General features: G+C 55.7%; 18 protein-coding genes, 1 tRNA gene and 1 pseudogene. 8 read left to right on the forward strand and 12 right to left on the reverse strand.

Annotated features, from left to right (window positions below):
• Window positions 1-334: 334 nt before the first annotated feature.
• The 6 genes from AC1V0D_RS08145 to AC1V0D_RS08170 all read right to left on the reverse strand — a co-directional run bounded on the left by AC1V0D_RS08145 (window position 335) and on the right by AC1V0D_RS08170 (window position 8,672).
• Window positions 335-1,792 (reverse strand): NAD-dependent succinate-semialdehyde dehydrogenase, encoded by a 1,458-nt coding sequence (locus tag AC1V0D_RS08145; protein ID WP_154927681.1) that lies wholly within the window; start codon window positions 1,790-1,792, stop codon window positions 335-337.
• Between the two features lie 160 nt (window positions 1,793-1,952).
• Window positions 1,953-2,912, reverse strand: a complete 960-nt coding sequence (cbl, locus tag AC1V0D_RS08150; protein WP_009089396.1) for an HTH-type transcriptional regulator Cbl — start codon at window positions 2,910-2,912, stop codon at window positions 1,953-1,955.
• A 900-nt stretch (window positions 2,913-3,812) separates the two neighbouring features.
• Window positions 3,813-4,730, reverse strand: a complete 918-nt coding sequence (gene nac / locus AC1V0D_RS08155) for a nitrogen assimilation transcriptional regulator NAC (RefSeq protein ID WP_009089395.1) — start codon at window positions 4,728-4,730, stop codon at window positions 3,813-3,815.
• A gap of 452 nt (window positions 4,731-5,182) precedes the next feature.
• Window positions 5,183-6,208: an ABC transporter permease gene (locus AC1V0D_RS08160; RefSeq protein WP_181161923.1), complete on the reverse strand. Its 1,026-nt coding sequence runs from the start codon at window positions 6,206-6,208 to the stop codon at window positions 5,183-5,185.
• A 23-nt stretch (window positions 6,209-6,231) separates the two neighbouring features.
• On the reverse strand, window positions 6,232-7,716 hold the full coding sequence (locus AC1V0D_RS08165; protein ID WP_046102148.1) for a sugar ABC transporter ATP-binding protein: 1,485 nt from the start codon (window positions 7,714-7,716) through the stop codon (window positions 6,232-6,234).
• Window positions 7,717-7,748: 32 nt separating this feature from the next.
• A complete protein-coding gene (locus AC1V0D_RS08170) occupies window positions 7,749-8,672 on the reverse strand; it encodes a sugar ABC transporter substrate-binding protein (RefSeq protein WP_009089392.1) in 924 nt (307 codons plus the stop codon).
• A gap of 505 nt (window positions 8,673-9,177) precedes the next feature.
• Here AC1V0D_RS08170 and AC1V0D_RS08175 point away from each other — a divergent pair.
• From AC1V0D_RS08175 to AC1V0D_RS08195, 5 genes and pseudogenes are all read left to right on the forward strand, one after another.
• Window positions 9,178-9,253: transfer RNA gene (locus AC1V0D_RS08175), tRNA-Asn, on the forward strand.
• A gap of 201 nt (window positions 9,254-9,454) precedes the next feature.
• Window positions 9,455-9,694 (forward strand): annotated as a pseudogene (locus AC1V0D_RS08180) (integrase arm-type DNA-binding domain-containing protein); the annotation flags it as partial.
• A gap of 215 nt (window positions 9,695-9,909) precedes the next feature.
• On the forward strand, window positions 9,910-10,398 hold the full coding sequence (gene tssD / locus AC1V0D_RS08185) for a type VI secretion system tube protein TssD (protein WP_476639585.1): 489 nt from the start codon (window positions 9,910-9,912) through the stop codon (window positions 10,396-10,398).
• The gene (locus tag AC1V0D_RS08190) at window positions 10,398-10,760 is read left to right on the forward strand and encodes a tlde1 domain-containing protein (protein WP_154927679.1); all 363 of its coding nucleotides are present in this window, start codon (window positions 10,398-10,400) and stop codon (window positions 10,758-10,760) included. Before tssD ends, AC1V0D_RS08190 begins: the two co-directional genes overlap by 1 nt.
• The gene (locus AC1V0D_RS08195; RefSeq protein WP_482907225.1) at window positions 10,757-11,335 is read left to right on the forward strand and encodes a hypothetical protein; all 579 of its coding nucleotides are present in this window, start codon (window positions 10,757-10,759) and stop codon (window positions 11,333-11,335) included. Before AC1V0D_RS08190 ends, AC1V0D_RS08195 begins: the two co-directional genes overlap by 4 nt.
• Window positions 11,336-11,431: 96 nt before the next feature.
• Here AC1V0D_RS08195 and AC1V0D_RS08200 read toward each other — a convergent pair whose 3' ends face one another.
• From AC1V0D_RS08200 to AC1V0D_RS08220, 5 genes are all read right to left on the reverse strand, one after another.
• Window positions 11,432-11,734 (reverse strand): helix-turn-helix domain-containing protein, encoded by a 303-nt coding sequence (locus tag AC1V0D_RS08200; RefSeq protein ID WP_482907226.1) that lies wholly within the window; start codon window positions 11,732-11,734, stop codon window positions 11,432-11,434.
• Window positions 11,735-11,738: 4 nt separating this feature from the next.
• Window positions 11,739-12,092, reverse strand: coding sequence for a type II toxin-antitoxin system RelE/ParE family toxin (locus tag AC1V0D_RS08205; RefSeq protein WP_267371436.1), 354 nt, complete (start codon window positions 12,090-12,092; stop codon window positions 11,739-11,741).
• A gap of 352 nt (window positions 12,093-12,444) precedes the next feature.
• Entirely contained in the window at window positions 12,445-12,675 is a 231-nt protein-coding gene (locus tag AC1V0D_RS08210; protein ID WP_369750590.1) for a hypothetical protein, read from the reverse strand.
• Between the two features lie 169 nt (window positions 12,676-12,844).
• The gene (locus AC1V0D_RS08215; RefSeq protein WP_482907227.1) at window positions 12,845-14,146 is read right to left on the reverse strand and encodes an LLM class flavin-dependent oxidoreductase; all 1,302 of its coding nucleotides are present in this window, start codon (window positions 14,144-14,146) and stop codon (window positions 12,845-12,847) included.
• Between the two features lie 47 nt (window positions 14,147-14,193).
• On the reverse strand, window positions 14,194-15,264 hold the full coding sequence (locus AC1V0D_RS08220; protein ID WP_482907228.1) for an iron-containing alcohol dehydrogenase family protein: 1,071 nt from the start codon (window positions 15,262-15,264) through the stop codon (window positions 14,194-14,196).
• 255 nt (window positions 15,265-15,519) lie between these two features.
• Here AC1V0D_RS08220 and AC1V0D_RS08225 point away from each other — a divergent pair, with 255 nt between their 5' ends.
• The 3 genes from AC1V0D_RS08225 to AC1V0D_RS08235 are packed head-to-tail and all read left to right on the forward strand — an operon-like array spanning window position 15,520 to window position 18,517.
• Window positions 15,520-16,050 (forward strand): GNAT family N-acetyltransferase, encoded by a 531-nt coding sequence (locus tag AC1V0D_RS08225; RefSeq protein WP_009089386.1) that lies wholly within the window; start codon window positions 15,520-15,522, stop codon window positions 16,048-16,050.
• 11 nt (window positions 16,051-16,061) lie between these two features.
• The gene (locus tag AC1V0D_RS08230) at window positions 16,062-17,216 is read left to right on the forward strand and encodes an amidohydrolase (RefSeq protein WP_482907229.1); all 1,155 of its coding nucleotides are present in this window, start codon (window positions 16,062-16,064) and stop codon (window positions 17,214-17,216) included.
• The gene (locus AC1V0D_RS08235) at window positions 17,213-18,517 is read left to right on the forward strand and encodes an MmgE/PrpD family protein (RefSeq protein ID WP_009089384.1); all 1,305 of its coding nucleotides are present in this window, start codon (window positions 17,213-17,215) and stop codon (window positions 18,515-18,517) included. The genes AC1V0D_RS08230 and AC1V0D_RS08235 overlap by 4 nt, the downstream gene beginning before the upstream one ends.
• Here the strand turns inward: AC1V0D_RS08235 and AC1V0D_RS08240 are convergent.
• A complete protein-coding gene (locus tag AC1V0D_RS08240) occupies window positions 18,499-20,808 on the reverse strand; it encodes a molybdopterin-dependent oxidoreductase (RefSeq protein ID WP_482907230.1) in 2,310 nt (769 codons plus the stop codon). The two genes, AC1V0D_RS08235 and AC1V0D_RS08240, sit on opposite strands and share 19 nt — an antisense overlap.
• Window positions 20,809-20,838: the final 30 nt, after the last annotated feature.

Below are 20,838 nucleotides of genomic sequence, written 5' to 3' on the forward strand. Positions count from 1 at the left end.
AATAAAAATGCGTTTAAAACAGCGCAAAAAAATTTTCTGCCGTATTGCCGGATGATTTTTTGCGGAATTGCCGAACAATTAAACAGATGATTTACTTCACAAAAATCCTGCGCTCTGCTGGTGCAGCCTGCACGGAAATTGCACCAAAGCGGATATTCCGGGCAAGGCGGGTGATTAACTGAAGCCTGCGCCGCCGGTTTACTGACGCGCTTCACATCCCGGATCATTTCTTATGTTTTAAACCCGATACGTTGACGCCGAAAAAAATTATCCGGAATCGCCTCCAAAAAAAACGCCAGGCGGATGACCCGGCTGGCGTTTAATTACTCTTTATTCACAGACTGCCGATATGAAACGTTTTTTGTTCCAGATATTCGTCAATGCCGTAACGTGATCCTTCCCGGCCAATGCCGGAGAGTTTCACCCCGCCAAAGGGAGCCACTTCCAGGGAGATCGCACCGGTATTGAAGCCGACCATCCCGAACTCCAGCGCTTCCGCGACCCGCCACGCCCGCCGGATGTTTTCGGTAAAGAAGTAGGCCCCCAGACCATAGGGCGTGTTATTCGCCATGGCGATCGCCTCCTCTTCACTGTCAAAAATAAACAGTGGCGCGACCGGGCCAAAGGTCTCCTCATGTGCGATGCGCATCGAGGCGGTCACCTCACCCAGAACCGTAGGCTGTACAAAGGTGCCGTTGCCCTGGCTGATGCCGCCGGTCAGCAGGGTGGCGCCCTGGCTCAGCGCATCATCAATATGACCATTCACTTTTTCCACCGCGCGGTCATTGATGAGCGGGCCGATGGTGCTGTCAGGCGCAAAACCATCGCCGACTTTCAGGGTGGCGACCGCCTCCAGCAGTCGTGCGGTAAAGCGCGCATAGATGCTGCGCTGCACCAGAATACGGTTGGCGCAGACGCAGGTCTGTCCGGCGTTGCGAAATTTGCTGAGCATGACCCCGGCCACCGCAACCTCAATATCGGCATCCTCAAAGACAATCAGCGGTGCGTTTCCGCCCAGCTCCAGACTCAGGCGTTTGATGCTGTCGGCACTCTGCTGCATCAGTAACTGCCCGATCCGGGTAGAGCCGGTAAAGGAGATTTTGCGCACCGTGCGGCTCCCGGTCAGGGCCGCGCCAATCTCCGTGGGCAGGCCGGTTACTACCTGCAAAACCCCGGACGGGAAACCGGCGCGCTCTGCCAGCACGGCCAGCGCCAGCGCGGAGAGCGGCGTCAGTTCTGAAGGTTTGACGATGATCGGACAGCCAGCCGCCAGCGCAGGGGCCACCTTGCGCGTGATCATCGCAATCGGGAAATTCCACGGCGTAATCGCGGCGGCCACGCCGACCGGCTGTTTCAGCACCAGAATGCGGCGGTCATCGCTGGGCGCGGGAATGGTATCGCCATAAATGCGGCGCGCCTCTTCGGCGAACCATTTCACAAAGCTGGCCCCGTACAGCACTTCACCTCTGGCTTCTGCCAGCGGTTTACCCTGTTCGGCGGTCATGATGATTGCCAGGTCATCGGCATTCTCAATAATCAGCTGATGCCACTTCTCCAGCAGCGCGGCACGGCTGGCATTGGGTGTCCTGCCCCAGCTGATGCGTACCGTTTCCGCATAAGCAATGGCCTGCTCCGTTTCGGCGTATCCCAGCGCCGGGATCGTCGCCAGCGTTTCACCCGTGGCGGGATTGGTAACCGGCAGCGTGGCCCCCTGCTGCGCATCCTGCCAGCATCCGGCAAACAGCGCCTGCTGGCGCAGCAGATCGCTGTCGTTGAGTTGAAGTTGCGACATAACATCCCCCTGTAGTGAGCTGCTTCCACTTTATCGCGCCCGGTCAGCGCAGGATGTTGTTTCAGGGTGAGAGAGAGGCTGGCGAAGAGGTTTTAAGCAGGCTTTTGAAATTTTATGCCGTGGGGGAAACCCGGCGCATCCAGGCGGATGCGCGGAGTGATTAAATCTGGAAGTCGATAACCGGCTCGTCGTCGCTGCTGTACGAGAGCGCCTGACGCTTGATCTCCTCCAGTGACAGGTTGGCGTTGCAGAGTTCCAGGAACTGCCAGACATAGTTGCGTTGCAGCTGACCGCGCTTCAGGCCGAGCCAGACGGTACTGGCATCAAACAGATGGGTGGCATCAATGCGCACCAGCTCTTCACTCTCTTCGGTTTCACACGCCTGGTCGGCCAGAATCCCGACGCCTAATCCGAGCTTAACGTAAGTTTTCACCACGTCGGAGTCCTGAGCGCTGAGTACGATGTCCGGTTTCAGACCGGCGCTCTGGAAGGCGCGATCCACCCGGGAACGGCCGGTAATGCCCTGCCGGTAGGTAATAAGGGGATGGCGGCTAAGGGTGCTCAGCGAAACGGGCTGGTTCTGTACCAGCTCATGCCCTTTCGGCACCAGTAAGGCGTGGTGCCAGCTGAACCAGGGAAAGGCCGCCAGGCTGCTGTTGTTGACCAGCATCTCACTGGCGATGCCGACATCTGCCTCTCCCGCCAGCAGCATCGATACAATCTCCTGCGGGGAGCCCTGATTGAGTTCCAGCCGGACATTCGGATAGAGCTGGCGAAACGCTTTGATGATCTTCGGCAGGCTGTAGCGCGCCTGAGTATGGGTGGTGGCGATAGTGAGGATACCGCTGGTTTCATTGGTAAACACATCGGCCAGGCGGCGGACTTTGCCCGCTTCATCCAGGATGCGTTCGGCAATGGTCAGCAGCGCCTTACCCGGCTCGGTCATCCCCAGCAGACGTTTACCGCGGCGGATAAAGATCTCCACGCCAAGTTCATCTTCCAGATCCCGGATGTGCCGACTCACACCCGACTGGGAGGTAAAGAGCGTGTTAGCGACTTCCGTTAAATTAAATTCACAGCGGGCCGCCTCGCGGATAATTTTAAGCTGCTGGAAATTCACGGTATTTACCTCCCTTTACATAATCTGATTCTGTGATGGTAAGAACTATTATTGATAACGGGAAATACTAAAAAATTTGGCTTTATGACTTTAGGGAATAAAGAGGTGGGGTTGTTCGTTGCGTGAATGCGGTGAGAAGACTGGCCTGGCAGGGCGGGCTTGAGTGGTGTTCGTTGCGTGGTGGGGGCACAGGGATTGTTCGCTGCGCGAACGTGCTATGAGCAGGTTTCGTTCGCCGGGTGAACCGGGCAGTTTCAGCTTCGCCTCTGCAGGCGACCGACAAGGGGGCGCCAGTCGCCGCGCCCCCTTGACCCCGCGCTCCGGCCTGCCTCACCGCCGCTTCGCGGTCCCTTCGCTTCTTCCGGATTTCTCACGGACCGGCAGGACGCGCCATCCCTGGCGCGAACCCGCCTCTTCGCGACATCCCTGTCGCTCGTCCTGAAATCCCTCATCCGCTCAGCGGCTCAGACGGCCTCCCTCCCCGCTGTTATCTCTTCAATTTATCTGGCTTTCTTATCGCGGTGAGTTAATGAGACTGCCTTAGCCTTCAGGCCAGCAGACGACGCTCCATTCAGGAGAAACGAAGAGATTAAAGGCGGGGGTGTGGGAGAGGCATCCGGCGCGCTGAGGAGCAACCGGAGGCCAGGATGAGCCGACAGGACGTCGGCGAGAGGACGGCACGAGCCAGGGATGGCGAGTCCGGACGGTCCGTCGGCCGCAGGGCGTGACGAAGGTACCCCGCAACGCGGGGCGCGGAGGCTGCCGGACGCCGGGATTGTTAAGGGGCGGGCGTCCGCCCCTTGACGCGTCCGCCTGCACGGGCGAACTGAAACTCCCTCACGCCTGGCGGGCGAAACCTTCTCAGAGCCGGCCCACCGCCTGGCAGGCAACCCCCCACCATTAACTCACTAACATCAGCTCCCGCTCCTCGTTCAGCGGCGTGTTCAGCAGCGACAGCAGGATGTTTTTCACCGCCTGTGCGGAAGGCGACAGCGGCAACCGCGCGGAGATGTTCAGCGACAGCGGCAGGCTGAGTGAGGGACTGTTGATGCGCGCCATCCAGGCATCCGTCGACCCCACCAGCGAACGGGCGGCGGATTCCGGTAATACGGTTACGCCCATGCCGCTGGAAATGGCGGCGGTCAGGGTAGAAATCGATTCAATCTCACCGATAATGCGGGCGCTCAGGCGACGCAGGGAGAACGCCTCATCAACCCGCTTACGCACCGCACTGTAGTCGCGCGGCAGGAACAGGCTCATCTGCGCCACATCCGCCAGATCGACACTGGCACCCGGGCAGTCGGTGGCGCCCACCAGATAGAGATCCTCTTTCATCAGCGGCATGCTGTTGATCCCGGCTGTGGGCGCGCGGTCGTAGAGCACCGCCATATCCAGCTGACCGGACATCACTTTCTCATTCAGTACGCTGCCGCTGTTTTCGTGCAGGTAGACCAGGACTTCAGGAAACTGATCGCGAACGGTCTGCAGCAGCGGCATCGTCAGCGAAGAGGCCGCGGTGCCTGGTGCCAGACCAATTGAAACCTGACCACTGAGGATCTGACCGGCATTGATGACCGCCGTCTGGGCCTGCTCACACTGGCGCAGAATGGTGCGCGCATGACCGTAGAGAATCTTACCGGCCTCTGTCGGCGTGACGCCCCGCTTGGTGCGGATCAGTAACTGCTGATCCAGTTCATTCTCCAGCGTGGCGACCTGCTGACTGAGTGCAGGCTGGGCGATATGCAGCACTTCCGCTGCCTGCGTCAGACTGCCGATATCGACGATTTTCACAAAGTATTTCAGTCGTCTTAAATTCATCTTGCCTCCGTCACTAGCCCTGAATAGCGAATAGGATCTGCGTCCTTCGCCTGATGAGAGGGATTTTGCAAGATGCAGGCCAGGTTTAAATCTCGCTCCCTGACCAGGCTCAGGATTTTTCCTAACGGCCCGGAAAATAAGCGTTTCTGATTACCTCTTAGGGGTTAATAAGGATCGGGAATGGCTGAGCCGGGAAGCCAGACCGCCCGGACGCACTGTGACAGTGCATTTGCTGCGAGGCGGGTGTGCAGAAAAGTGATGACGGGTTGTACAGTTTTAGTGCAGTGAAAGGGCATGACATCGGCTGAAGGCCTGTCTGGCCTGCATTGCGGCTTAACAGGCCTGAAAACAATGTAACCGCTATCAGCGGGATTTCTTATCATGAAGCGCCGTGATGGATAAACAGCAGGCGCTGCCCTCTCCCTGTCGCTAAAGAGGGCAACGGTTGCCGGTCAGCGTTTTTTGCGGTTGCGATGCATATCGATAGAGACGGCGGCCACGATAATGATCCCTTTAATAATGTCCTGAATGTAGGCATCGACACCCACGAAGGTAAATCCGCTTTTAATCAGGCCGAGGATCACCGCACCAATCAATGTACCCGTGATACGCCCGACGCCGCCCATCAGACTGCTGCCACCGATAACGGCTGCGGCAATGGCGTCCAGCTCGTAGGACATCCCCATGCTTGACTGACCGCTGCTGACGCGCGCCGCCAGAACCACACCGGCCAGACCCGACAGGGCACCCGCAATGGTGTAGACAATGATCAGATACTTATTAACGTTGATCCCGGAGACTTTCGCCGAGGTCATGTTGCCGCCGATGGCATACACATATTTGCCGTAGCGGGTATGTTTCAGGGCGATATGGAACAGCAGCGCGACCGCCAGGAAAATCACGACCGGCATGGCGCCCTGGCCTATGGCGGTAAAGCCGTCAGAGAGGAAGCTGATCGGATTGCCCTGAGTGTAGTACTGCGCCAGGCCGCGAGCCGACACCATCATACCCAGCGTGGCGATAAAGGGCGGAATACCGGTGCGGGTAATCAGCACCCCGTTGACCAGCCCTGCCAGCAGCCCGACCCCGATACCGGCAGCAACCGGGATGACCGCGGGCATATTGACCAGTGAGGGAAACATCGGCGAGAGACTGTCGGAGGTCTGCGCCAGACTTGCAGCCACCACCGCCGCCAGGGCGATCACGGAACCGGAGGAGAGATCGATGCCGGTCGTAATGATGACCTGGGTCACGCCGACGGCAATAATCCCGATAATCGCCACCTGCAGCACAATCAGGATCAGGCGGTTGGTGTTGAGCAGGAAAGACTGGTCACGCACATACCAGCCGAACATTTCAAAAATCAGTGCAATCCCCACCATCACCACAAAAATGCCGGTATCTTTCGGCAGCTTATGACGCAGACTGGCAAAAAAAGAGGGTTGCTGCGGGGCTGCCGGGGTGGCAGTAACTTTCATATTGCTCATAGTGGTTTCGCGCCTCATTCGGATGCCAACGACAGAATGGTTTCCTGATCGGCTTCTTCTTTATCGAGGATGCCGGTTATACGCCCGCCGTGCATGACCATCACCCGGTCGCTCATGCCAAGGATTTCCGGCAGTTCAGAGGAGACCATGATGATCGCCACGCCACGGTTGGCGAGTTCACTGATTAAGCGGTAAATCTCCGCCTTTGCGCCGACGTCAATGCCACGGGTCGGCTCGTCCAGAATCAGAATCTTCGGCTGAGCCAGCAGCCAGCGGGCAATCAGGACTTTCTGCTGATTTCCGCCGCTGAGGTTATTGATGATCTGATCCATGGTCGGGGTTTTGATATTGAGACGGCGGATTTGGTCCATGCAGTCCTGCGCCATCTTCACATGGCTGACAAAGCCGCTTTTACCGCTGTACTCCGGCATATTGACAATGCTCATGTTCTCCATCACCGAAAGCACCAGAAAGAGTCCGGATTTCTTACGGTCTTCGGTCAGGAACGCCATGCCCTTTTCGATCGCGGTGGACGGCGAGTCGATCGTCACCGGTACGCCATCAATTAAGATCTCGCCGCTGTCGAAGCTCTCCATGCCAAACAGACTCTCCATCACCTCGCTGCGACCGGCGCCCACCAGCCCGGCGACGCCGAGGATCTCTCCGCGCCGCACGCTGAAGCTGACATCGGTGAAACGATCTTTGCAGGTGAGGTTTCGCACCGTCAGCACCTCTTCGCCAATGGCGCTGTTAAATTTCGGAAACAGCTGGGTCAGTTCACGCCCGACCATCTGGGTGATCAACGACTGGCGGGTGTACTTCTCCGTCTGATCGCTGGCGATCCAGCTGCCATCGCGGAAAATGCTGACTTCATCGGTGATGGTGAAAATTTCATCCATCTTGTGACTGATGTAGATGATCGCTTTGCCCTGCTCGCGCAGGTCGCGAATGATGGTGAAGAGATGCGCCACTTCGGTTTCCGTGAGCGCGGAGGTGGGCTCGTCCATGATGACGACGTCCGAGTCCCAGGAGACCGCTCTGGCAATCTCGACCATCTGCTGTGAGGCGATGCTCAGTTCGCCCACCATCCGATCGGCTTTCAGGCGGATATTCAGGCGGTTGAGCAGCTCCTGTGTCACCTGATTGAGCCGGGCGTGATCGACAAAACCAAATTTCATCGGCTCGCGGCCCAGCCAGATATTCTCAGCGACGGTCATGTAGGGCACCAGGTTAAGCTCCTGGTGAATCATCGAAATGCCGGAACGCAACGCGTCCATGGTGTCGTGAAACTGCACCGGCTCCCCTTTAATTTTGATGGTGCCCTTATCGGGACGATAGATCCCGATAAGGCACTTCATTAAAGTGGATTTGCCCGCGCCATTTTCGCCCATCAAGGCATGTACCGTTCCCGGACGCACCCGCAACGAGACGTTGTCGAGGGCTTTCACGCCGGGGAAGAACTTGCTGATGCCTTCGGCTTCAAGCGCAAACGCGTTCATACATCACCTCCGTCAGGCTGAGTCGGGAACGATTATTTCAGGTTACGCTGGGTAAACTGTTCCATGTTCTCTTTGGTAATCAGCTGGTAAGGGATGTTGATAATTTTCTGAACCTGTTCGCCTTTCACCAGTTTGATCGCCGTCTGCACCGAGCCTTCGCCCTGCCCCTTCGCATCCTGGAAGACGGTGGCGACCATCTTGCCCTGCTTCAGCATCTGCAGTGCATCCGGTGTACCATCGACGCCAGCAATCAGGATTTTGTTCGGGTTTTTACCCAGTGCCTGCAGCGCACCGATTGCCATTTCATCGTTGTTCGACGCGATAGCATTGATTTCATCACCGGCCGTCATCCAGTTACTGACCACATCCACCGCGTCGTTACGGGTAAATTTGGCGGTCTGCTTCTGAACAATTTTGATGCCAGGATATTTAGCGGCCACTTCTTCCACACCTTTGGTACGGTCGCGGGTCGATTCATTCGCCAGGTCACCCATCAGAATGGCGACGTTGCCTTTGCCGTTCATTGCTTTAGCCAGTGCTTCCATCTGTAACCGCCCGGCCAGTTCTGAATCGGACCCCACATAGGCCATTTTGCCGGTAAGTTCAGCTCCTGGACGGCGGTTAACAAAGATTAGCGGGATACCCGCTTTGCTCGCCTGATCCATAATCGGTTTTACCGCGTTGGTGTCGACCGGGTTGACGATCAGGGCATCGACACCCTGACCGATAAAGTTCTGCACCTGCTGCAGCTGCTGTGAAACGTCGCCTTTTGCATCCTCAACCTGCCCTTTAACGCCATCTTTCTGCATCTCTTTCTGCATAGCCGTGCGCAGAATGGTGAGGAAGTTGTCATCAAACAGCGCCATTGAGACGCCGACCGAAATATCTTTTGCCATAACCGCGGCAGGTAACATGCAGGCTAACAGTGAGGCGACAATCGTTTTTTTGATGTTCATAGGGACCCTTCTTATTTGTTAACTTGCTCAGCGGCTGTGACCGCGAATGAAAAATATCTTTTACATTCACCCAGCCTGTCTGGCGTCTGTTTCGGGAATTTTGAGGTTAGACTTCGGCTTCTGGCTATTTTTGTGATCGACCACTCCTTTTCACAATCACTTGATCTGCAAACAGTTACTTCCGACCTGCCGTTTCAGTTTCCGGGAAAAGTGGCGACCGTAACGCTAAGCAGTTTATTTATTCCATAAAATCTCGTTTTGAAATTTTTATCATAAAAGCACTGAAACGGCTGTTTTGACATCGGCAAAGAACAAAACTTTGACATGCCTCTAACATCTGCAGAGAAATGCCCGCAAAGTGAGATCCTGTTGGCAGTTTGAAAAGCCAGCAGATTCGGGAAAAATTCACCAATCCGCTGCTTTTACGAGCATCCGAACGCATTTCGTTAAACAGGGCTTTGACAAGCGGGATCGGCGCCGCTAATATTCGCCCCGTTCAAGCGATTCCTCTGTAGTTCAGTCGGTAGAACGGCGGACTGTTAATCCGTATGTCACTGGTTCGAGTCCAGTCAGAGGAGCCAGAATTAGAAAAGCCCGCTCAGGGAAACCTGAGCGGGTTTTTTGCTTTCTGTCTATGGGTTACTCCTTCTTTCACGTTCACCCTCGTTCACTAAAAACCACTCGAAGCCCTGTCCTTTGATGATAAAAATGCTGGGAATGCGGGTTCGATTTCCCCTTTAAGCAACAAACGAGGGGGGTTTTCATGTCACTGACTGATATCAGAGCAAAAAATCTTCTCTGTCGGTGTTTACCCTGCTGTTTCACTTGCTGATGCGAGACAATGGCCTGGTGAGGCCACAAGGCTTCTTGCTCAAGGCATCGACCCTGATGCTTAGAATGAAGAGCTAAAGGCCAGATGTGATAAGACACGCTGCTTCGCTATAGTGGCCAAAGCCGGTTTTGACACGAAAACAAAATGGTCAAATGATTCGGGTGATTCCGTATGGAAGCGTCCTGAAACCTGAGTCTTTCCGGCGATGGGAGATAAGGGTGTTGTTCATACAGGGCGTGGCAGAAAATGGAAGCGCAAATGCCCTTAATATGAGTCTGTTATTCTTTCTTTGCGTATCACTCAGCATTTAATTGACCTTTATCAATTAAAAATTGATAAACATTTTACCTTTTAAGGCGACCATGAAGATAATTCCCTCTTTATCCTGACAAGGGAGTTTGTCGAATGGCTGTTCCGGTTTATTTATGGATTGAAGATGATGGTGGAACACTAATAAAGGGTAGTGTTGATGCGAGTGGCAGAGAGGGAAGCATCGAGGTAAGCGAACTGATGCACTCTGTAGAACAACCTATCGATCCCCTGACGGGAAAAGCTACAGCAAAACGTTTACATAGCTCATATGCATTTATGAAAAACGTCGATAGTTCATCTTCTTATCTGTATAAAGCGCTCTCTTCTGGTCAAACCCTTAAAAAGGCCGTATTCAAATTCTACCGAATAAACTATAACGGGCAGGAAGAGGAATATTTCATAACTACACTGGAGAATGTGAAGGTAACAGAAATTGAGCCGTTCATGATGGATATAAAAAATCCTCAGTGGGAAAGACATGATTATTTTGAATATGTAGATTTAGCTTACGAGAAAATTACGTGGCACTATCTGGATGGCAATATTATTCACTCTGACTCATGGAAAGGACGGGCTGCATAATGGCGTGGGAATACGATGTAGCAACACACACCTTCACCCGTAATGGTGAAAAGCACACAGCAGATTACGCAGGTGCAACAGGTTATAAGAATGATAGCTCTCAGGAATGTGTCATTGGTAAAGGTCCACTTCCCAGAGGCACTTATACAATCGGAGCTCCTCATAACTCAGCCCATACAGGAAAATACACGCTCAACCTTACACCCAATCTGAGTAACTCTATGTGTGGACGTTCTGCGTTCCGTATTCATGGTGCAAGTAAAAAGCATCCACTGGATTCATCAGAAGGCTGTATTATCGCCCCACTCAGCGTCAGAAAAAGCATTTGGGCTAGCGGTGACACGGAGCTAAAGGTGAAATGAAATATCTCCTCTTTGCTCTTTGCGTAACATCCTGCGTTGCGACGGCTACGCAGATGGAAGGTTTTGGTGCCAGCTACTACCAGGACGATTCATCCATCTCTGACTACGACACTCACAAAAGCTTAGTGCCGAGTATTATTGTCGGAGATAATGTTTATACGATGGAATTAAGCAGACTTACAGACATGGCAAAAACGACTGGCGTGACTGTTAATCAAGACAACCATGCATCGTGGCTGTGCCTCGCTTCTGAAGGTGTTAACTACTGGTTTATCTCTGATAATGAGATGGGACATGGGGATGTAACATCAATTGCCATTGCCAGGACAGAGCAACAAGGAAACTGCTCTCCTTATAAGGGTCATTTGAGCATTACAATCAAGGGAACGCCTTTACTGGATGCTTCATTTGAAAAGATCTCGTCAATCTTCCTGAACAAACCAGATGGAAATATAGTCCAGTACTGTACTAACACAAAAAACTATGGTGATTTTACTCAAATGAACTGCCTCCAGTATTTTTTTGAAAACAAAAGTATTAAGGGTGTGATTATTAGTCAGATTACATCGAACTAAATATCAGCCTTTCAGAAAAGCCCGCTCAGGGAAACCTGAGCGGGCTTTTTGCTTTCTCTCTCCGGGCAATACGGGAGGTCCTCCAGGGCGGGAGGATTACACCTCAAACCCGTAGTGTGAGCCGTCCGGCAGTTCCACAACCAGGCGCAGTTTACCGCCTGCCGCATCAACATAGCGTTTCAGGGTTGAGAGCTTCAGGTCACGGCCTGGTTTCTCCATTCCGGCAACGGTAGGTTGTCTGATGCCCAGCGCTTCCGCCATTTCAACCTGCGTTTTCTGCACTTTTTCGCGCAGTTCAGCAAGGTATATGTTAAGAAGGATATCCGTTGCCTTCCCCTCAGCGTCAGCAACGACGTCCGGTTTTTCATCCGCAATAAGCTGTTCCAGCGTTCTGCCCATCACGTTACTCCCTATATTTAAAGGTGTTCAGCCAGTGTGTGAATTCCCGATCGGCAATCGGAAGCATCTCCCGATAAAAGCGTTTGTCGCTGCCGGCCTTATTTCCGGCACAGAGCACGACCGCAATACGATTCGGGTCAAAAGCAAAAAATGCCCTGATGGGATCGCCCCGGCTCTGAATACGCAGCTCCTTCATATTGATATAGGCTGAACCTCTGAGCGTATCTGCATAAGGTCTTGCCAGGCCCGGCCCTTTCTCCCGCAATACCATTAATGCAGCCAGCACACAGGCACGGTCGGTGTCATTAAGTAAGCTAAACCAGCGATCAAACCTGTCGGTCGTTTTAACCATCCACACAAGATATCCTTATCAATATAGTTCAGGGGCTATATAGGTGTAAAGCGATAATCGAGTGTGATGAAGAATCAGCCGGAATGCATGCGTCCCTGGCGCGAACAGCGAGAGGTATTCCGCCTTATCAATGAAGAACGCATAATAATTTCACTGTTTTGCGACCCACGCCGGATCAGATAAGGGTGCGGCTCAGGGGATGGCTACACTAAATGAAAAAGCCCGATCGGGCTGACTGAGCGGGCTTATAAATCAGGAAGGTTTGAAACTGGATGGTAAGCGGTTGCAGAATATGCGCCTTCTTACTGACGCTATGCTCTCTCTTAGTCCGGCTTCTGCAAAATGAAGCCGGTTCACTTCAGCGCTTTTTTCGCCAGAACAGAAAAGTTGCCAGCGCGGTCAGTACACCGATCAATGGCATCGTCGCCGCACCGGCAAGGAAGTTATGCTGATCGATATCCTGGTTTCTGCGCATATCTGCCAGCCGTGTCAGTGCCTGCTGCTCATCCGGGGCGCGGACCTCCTCAAACTGTTTTTTATACCCCTGCTCCGTCAGCGCGACGGCACGGGTGACGTCTGATCGATTCACTGCAACCGTGTGTCTGCCCCTGGTGTAAAAGTTATAGTCTGACATTCATGTAAGCTCGCGTGCGTAAAGGTGAGTTTAAAAAATATCGTATATGAGCAAATACGGGTAAGGCTTTTAGACAGAGAGGCGGCAGAAACAACAGGCCGCCTGCGGTGATGAATCCTCTTCCTTATAGCCCCGCCAGTCCCAGATTCTCCCGCAGTGTGGCAAACTCATACTCCTCGCGAAACAGCCCGCGACGACGCAGTTCAGGGATAACCAGCGCCACAAACAGATCCAGCTGCTCTGGCATGATGGCGGGCATGATATTGAAACCGTCTGCGCCGCCCTGCTCCAGCCACAGCTGAAAATCGTCGGCGATATCTTCAGCCGTACCGACAATCACGCGGTGCCCGCGCGAACCGGCAGCAATGGCGGCCAGCTCACGCAGCGTCAGGTTCTCGCGTTTCGCCATATCGGTCATGAGTTTGACGCGGCTCTGATTCCCCTCGCCCAGCGGCACCTCCGGCACTGGCCCGTCCAGCGGATAGTGACTGAGATCCATGCTGAACCGCAGTGAGAGCTGACGCAGCCCATTCTCAATATCCACCAGCGCATTCAGCTCTTTCCACAGCGCTCTGGCTTCCTCGCGCGTGCGGCCAATAATGGGCATTACGCCAGGCATAATAACCACCTGATCTGCGTGACGACCGGCAGCCACCACCTGCGCCTTCTGTGACCGATAAAAGGATTGCGCCTCTTCCAGGGTAGCTGAGGCGGTAAAAATCACTTCTGCGGTCTCTGCCGCCAGCTTCTGACCATCCGCAGAAGAACCCGCTTCAATAATGACCGGACGTCCCTGCGGCGAACGGGTAATGTTTAACGGGCCCTGCACCTGAAAATGCTCACCCTGGTGATTAATTGACCTGATTTTCTCATCGACAAAATAGCTTCCGGTCGTTTTGTCAGGCTGAACGGCGTCCGCTTCCCACCCTTCCCAGAGTTTGTAAGCCACCTCAAGAAATTCCCGCGCCCGGGCGTAGCGCGAAGCATGATCGGGCATATCGCTGCGGCTGAAGTTACGGGCAACGTCAGTGGAGAACGAGGTCACCATGTTCCACGCGGCACGCCCCCGGCTGATGTGATCCAGCGATGAGAAGCTGCGTGCCAGCGTAAAGGGATCGCTGAAAGTGGTGGATGCGGTCGCCGCCAGACCAATACGTTTCGTGTTAACCGCCAGCGCTGCCAGCATCGTCAGCGGTTCAAGACGGGCCATCGTCGACGGCAGACGATACATGCTGGTCGCCAGCGCATCACCCACAAAGAAGAGATCGAACTTACCCGCTTCGGCTTTTTGAGCAAGCGTGATCAGCCAGTCGATGTCGGTGGGATCGCCGAGCTGTTCTGTCAGCCGCCAGCCGCTGACGTGCTGACCCACCGGCTGAACAAACAGGCCGAGCCGCAGGCGACGCACAGACGCTACATCATTCATAAACGGTTCCTGGTCTTTAAAGTGAAAAGGCGCGCCGCAGCACGCACTTAAAAAAGGGCATCGGTTGCCCGGAGCGCCTGTTCCAGCGCACCGGCAGAAACGTTAAACGGCAGGCGCTCTGCGGAGGCAGCGGGAAACGTTACCTGCTGCGCAAGCGTGCGCAAAGCGGTCTGGCGATCGCCCGGTAAGGCCGGCAGACGCAAGGGCATATCGTAGTGGCGTAGCAGGGCCAGCAACTCCGCATCCGCTTCGCCTTCATTTTCCATCAGTGACTGCACCAGCAGGCTGAAACCCACTTTTTCCCCATGCAGCCAGTGATGCAACTCAGGCTGGTGCGTCAGGCGATTATGAATGGCATGGGCGAAGCCCGGCGTCGGCAGGACGTCGCGCACGCTGTTCGACAGCCCGGCGAGCACAATAGTGGCATCAACCACCTTCACCAGCTCCGGCGTCACCCGCTGCTGCTGGCAATGCGCAAGAGCGGCATCGCCCTGCTGCAGAAAAATGTCCAGAGCCTGCCGCGCACTCATCATCTTCAGATCCAGCGCCAGATCATCCGGGTTGTGCTGCTGATAGGGGCGAAACTCATAATATTTTGCCAGCGCATCGACGATCCCCGCTTTCAGGTAGCGTACGTCGCTACGGGCAATCACCTCACTGTCCACCAGCACCTGCTCAGGCATTTTTGCCAGAGGCTGGCTGCGCAGATGCCCGCCTGCCTCGTTGTAAATGATCGCTACCGGTGACCAGGCGGCACAGGTGGCGGCCTGGGTGGCGAAGTTGATTAGCGTCAGCCCCGGTAGCTGGCTGGCCGCGGCTTTCGCTGCATCCAGTACCCGCCCCCCCCCAATCGCGAGTAAAAGTTCTGCTCCCTGCTGTTCGATAGCTTGCTTTACGCTGGCGATGGCCTGTTCAGTACATTCGCCGGGTAAATAGTTCAGCTGGAAGCGAATTCCTTCCGCTTCCAGACTCTGACTTAATTCCGGATTAACGGCCTGCCAGGCATGGGGTGAAGTCAGAATATGAATCTGCGTGGCGAAAGGTTTAATTAACTGACCGACGCGGTTGCGCAGGCCCGCCTCATGCAAATAAGCACGCGGAGAAATAATGGCTAACACAGCGGCATCCTGAGTCAAAGATATAAGAATAAACGTATTATTTACAGCGAGTTAACCAGAAAATTTTATTCATATTTTCTTTTTTAAATAGTACGGTAAATAACAATTTAATCAATCAAAAACCGGTGAATTCATATTCACAAATCTGCATGAGATTAGTTATTTTTCACATATAGAGACCCGGCATTTTACTGTTACTCTCTCATTCTGGCTGAATTAATTAGCCGTCCACTGGGCGGTTTTCCGGTAAAGATTATGCAACTCAATTTTCGTCAGGTCAGAGAGGATGAAGTGGACGTGTATCTGGCGCTGATGCATGCCGCGTACGCGCCCGTAAAAGCTATGGGTATTAACTTTGATGCCGCCACTGCCGACCGCAGCATGGCACAGCAGCATCTCCGGTCTCACGGCGTCTATGCGCTCTATGCCAGCCAGGAGATGGTTGCTTCTGTCACCGTTCGCTATCCCTGGGGGCCGCTGCCGGGTCCCTTTGGGCTGCCGCATATCGGCTGGTTTGGCGCCCACCCCGACCATTCCGGTCACCACTATGGCCGCCAGATTCAGGACTGGCTTGAGCGGGAGATTCTGACAGGTCAGCTGCGCGCGCCTGCGGTCTCCCTCGGTACCGCCGTCCAGCATCCCTGGCTGAAAGAGATGTACCTGAAGCGAGGCTTTCAGCCGATCCATACCCGCGATCTTGGCAAAGGCCACCTCACCCTCTATATGAAAAAAATTCTGGACCCGGCGGCACATGATATCTGGCTTCGCCGCCAGACAGCCGCATAAGGAAAGCCGTTATGAGTCGTGATATCTCTGCAACCCTGGGCGAACAGCTGATCGCTCTTCGCCATGAACTGCACCGTTTTCCGGAGTTGTCGAATCAGGAGTTTGAAACCACAGCCCGTCTGCGTAAACAACTTGAGCAACATCAGATACGTATTGTTAACCTGCCGCTGAAAACCGGGCTGGTCGCAGAGATTGGTCAATCGCCAGGACCGTTAATCGTGCTGCGGGCCGATATCGATGCGCTGCCGATCGAAGAGCAATCAGGCGTCAGCTATCAATCCGAACGTCCCGGCGTAATGCACGCCTGCGGTCACGATTTTCACAGCGCGGCGGCGCTGGGCGCGGCGATCCTGTTAAAACAGCAGGAATCCGCGCTGCCGGGCCGGGTACGGATTCTTTTTCAGCCTGCAGAGGAGACTGGTCAGGGCGCACCTGAAGTGATTGCCAGCGGCGCACTGCACAATGCCGTCGCAATTTTTGGTCTTCACAACGATCCCTCACTGCCGGCGGGCGCAGTCGGCACCCGACCCGGACCGCTGACCGCTGCGGTGGATCGTTTTGACATCGCCATTACCGGGACGGGCAGCCATGCCGCTAAACCCGACCAGGGTAACGATCCGATTGTTATCGCTGCGCAGATCATCTCAGCCGCGCAGACCCTGATCAGCCGCAATGCCCCCTCTGCCGATAACGCTGTGGTCTCCATTACCCAGATACACAGCGGCAGTACCTGGAATGTCATTCCGGAGAGTGCCTGGCTGGAGGGCACGGTGCGTACATTCTCACAACAGACGCGTGAGCAGCTTGAGCTGCGCTTCAGGCGTATTGTAGCGGGTATCGCTTCGGCCTTTGATGCTCAGGTCCGCTTTAACTGGCATGCCGGGCCACCCTCAGTGGTGAATGATGCCCACTGGGCGGCATTTGCATTACGGCAGGCGGAGGAAAGCGGACTCAGCGCACGCGTGGTGGAAGCCAGTCCGATCGGCGAAGACTTTGCCTTTTATCAGCAGCAACTGCCGGGCGCCTTCATCATGGTGGGCACCGGTGAACCTTATGCACTGCATCATCCCGCTTTTCGCGTCAATGATGCGGTATTGCTGCCGACAGCACATTATCTCGCCGACCTGGCAGTGGCAGCACTGATCTCCCCGGAGCGATCACAATGAATCTGAGTGCGGCACTGGCGGACCAACTGCTTAACAGCCAGCCTGATGCGACTGCGCGCAGGCACGCACGTGAAGGCGTGCAGGATTTTCTGGCGGTAAGCTGGCCGGTATTACAGGGTGACGTGCCGGATAGCGGCCTGCCAGCCCTGCGCGCCCTGTATCATGACGGAAGCGTGCGCTCGCAGGCGCTGCTGCTGGGCTATGCCGGGCATGCGCTGGACTACGATGATTTTCATGCCGATTTTCGCGGTCATCCCAGCGTAGTGATCCTGCCAGCCCTTTTCGCCTGGCAGCACGACCAGCCGACAAGCCTGAACGCGTTTCTGGATGCTTATGTCAGCGGCGTGGAGATGGCGGGCCGTCTCGGACTGGCTGTCAGCCAGCAGCACTATGCGCTGGGCTACCACAATACAGCGACACTGGGCACCGTGGCCGCGGCAGCGGCACTGGCTCGTTTGCTGGCGCTGGATAGCGTTGCCACCACGACTCTGCTGGGCATTGCCACGACGCAGGCGAGTGGCTTGCGTGCGCAGTTTGGCTCCGCGGTTAAACCGCTGCACGCTGGCTTCGCGGCAGAGCGCGCAGTGGTAGCGGCTCAGCTGACGCTGGCCGGCATCGATGGCCGTAAAGAGGGAGTGCTGGAGGCCTTTCTGACCGCCACCAGTGCCGGTCAGGCACAACCGGAGAAACTGCTGGAGAACTGGGGTATGCCCTGGCGGATTAGCTCGCCCGGCCTGGAATTTAAACCTTTTCCGACCTGCGCGGGAACGCACAGCGCGGCAGAGGCCGCACGGATACTGCGTCAGCAGTGGCTGGAAGCCGGAAACCCGCTCGATAGCCTGCTGAATCAGATTGAAGCGATCACCGTTGCCTTTCCCCCGGGAGGTGATATCGCCGCGTCGATTCAGCATCCCCTTAACGGCCTTGAAGCGCGGTTCAGCCTGGAATATGTGATTGCCGCTATGCTGATCTATGGCGATCTGCGTCTGTCAGATTTTGCCGAAGGCGCGCTCAATCATCAGATTATGCCACTGGCCGCCCGGGTCCGCCGCGCCCCGGATGACAATGCGCCGCCCGATGCGATCAATCCTGCTCTGCGCTTTCATGACGTCACACTAACACTCAGGGATGGCACCCGGCTTCATCAGCGCCGCACGCGCCAGCAGTCACTGGCGGAGGGCGTCGATGTTAACCGTAAACTGCAACGGGCATTAAAAAGGCGCTCGCCTGACCTGCTGGCCGCCAGTGAACTGCGTTCAACGGCAGATCTGCAGCAACTGGCTCAGGCACTGACTCGCTGAACCGACCCGTGTGGTGGGATGAAAGCCTGCACCGGTGTCACCTCTCCGGCATATTTACGCACCTGAACCACCGTAATCTGCCCGCTGCACCCCTGCGTGAGTGATGATGTCCCGACATCCAGGGTGAGGACATTAGGATTACCGTGACGACAAAGCGGACGGGCCGCCGTGGGATCGATCGGATCGTACCAGGCGCCTGTTGGCAGCTGAACTACGCCGGTCAGGAGGCCATCCGTGAGGCGTGCGCTGGCCAGCACATGGCCCCGTTCGTTGTAGAGTTCAATGATGTCATCCTCCGCGATGCCCAGCGCGGCGGCATCCTGGCGATTCAGGCTGCAGACCTCCCGCCCGCCCCGTTTGGCCCCCTGACTGTAATCGCCAAAGTCGAGCTGGCTGTGCAGGCGTGTCGCAGGCTGATTGGCTATCAGCCAGAAGGGATAGTCGGTACTGGGTTTTTGCTGTGGTTCGCGCCACACCGGATGGCCAGGGCAGTTTTCATAACCAAAGCTGGCTATCTTCGCCGAAAAAATCTCAATTTTACCGCTGGGTGTTGGCAACGGCGCGCCGTCGGGATTGGCGCGAAACGCATTGATCATTCGTCCCCCGTCTTTGAGCTGAGGTAACGTCAGCATGCCCTGCTGCCAGAACTCACTGAATTCAGGGGTCTGCACCTGGTGAGCAGTCAGTTTCTCCCGGAGCTGTTGATAAAGATGCTGCAGCCAGCCACGCGCATCCCGTCCTTCGCTGAACGCCTCTTCCCTGCCGAGTTGCCGGGCCAGCTCACGAAAAATTGTGTAATCATCGCGCGCTTCACCATAAGGCTCAGCAACCGGATGCATGGCGATTAAATGGCGATCGGTGGGGGCGCCGCCAATATCCTCGCGCTCCAGCGTCATGGTAGCGGGCAGAACGATATCCGCGTGACGCGCACTGGCGGTCCAGGCACTTTCATGCACGATCAGCGTATCCAGCTGGCAAAATGCCTGACGCAGCCGGGCCAGATCCTGATGATGATGAAAAGGATTGCCACCCGCCCAGTAAGCCAGACGGATATGTGGATAGGTCAGCCGCTGGCCATTGTAATCAAACGATGCGCCGGGATTGAGCAGCATATCGGCGATACGGGCCACCGGAATAAAGAGGTCGATGCCATTTTTTCCCTGTGGCAGGGCCGGGAAACTGACCAGGTTATGGTGTTTGCCATAGTGACCCAGCGCCCCCAGTGCATAGGTAAAGCCACCACCAGGCAGCCCAGGCTGCCCCAGCGCCGCTGCCAGCACCAGACCCAGCCAGACCGGCTGTTCGCCATGCTCGGCGCGTTGCAAGGCATGGGCCACCGTCACCAGAACGCGCTTACCTGCTAGCTGTCGCGCGAACTGCGCTATCCGGTCACTGCTGATGCCACAGATGCTGGCTGCCCACTGCGCGTCACGCACCACCCCATCCTCTCTGCCGCAGAGGTAAGCCACCATCTGCGGCCAGCCGACACAGTAGCGAGCCAGGAAAGCCTCATCGGTTAATCCCCCGGCGATCAGCACCGACAGCACACCGAGCATAAATGCGGCATCCGTGCCAGGCCGTAGTGCCAGCCACTCGCCCTGCGCCTCCTCAGGCAGATCGCTTTGCAATGGGCTGACTGAGATAAACCGTGTGCCGCGCCGGGCCGCCTGCTGCATAAACCCACGCTCGGTATGTTCACTCAGACCGCCGCTGGCCACCTGCGCATTTTTCAGCGCCAGCCCGCCAAATGCCACGACCACCTCGCTGTGATGCGCAATTTCCTCCCAGCTTACGCCACGTCGCGCGATTTCATTCATGTCGCCGACAATGTGGGGTAACAGTACCGAGGCCGCTCCGGAACTGTAGCTATTCACCGAGCGCACATAGCCGCCCAGTGTTGTGTTCAGAAAACGATGCACCTGACTTTGCGCATGATGAAAGCGCCCTGCACTTGACCAGCCGTAGGAGCCGCCAAAAATCCCTGCAGGCCCATACGCATTTCCGACCCGTTTAAGTTCCTGTGCTACACGTTGCGTCGCCTCTTCCCAGCTGACCGTCACATACTCGTCTGCCCCACGGCGCCGATCCGGGCCGGGTCCGTTTTCCAGCCAGCCGCGTCGAATCATCGGCCGGGCCACCCGTGCCGGGTGGTTCAGCGCACGATGAAAGTTTTGCAACAGCGGACTCGGATCGGGATCGCTCCGGAACGGCTCAATCAGCAGATGTTCGCCACTGCGCTTTGCCTGAAAAGCCCCCCAGTGGGCGCTGTGCATAACCGATTTCTGCGTCATCCTGATTTCTGCCTTTGTAAAAGAAACGGT

It is taken from the genome of Pantoea sp. PA1 (assembly GCF_056856975.1).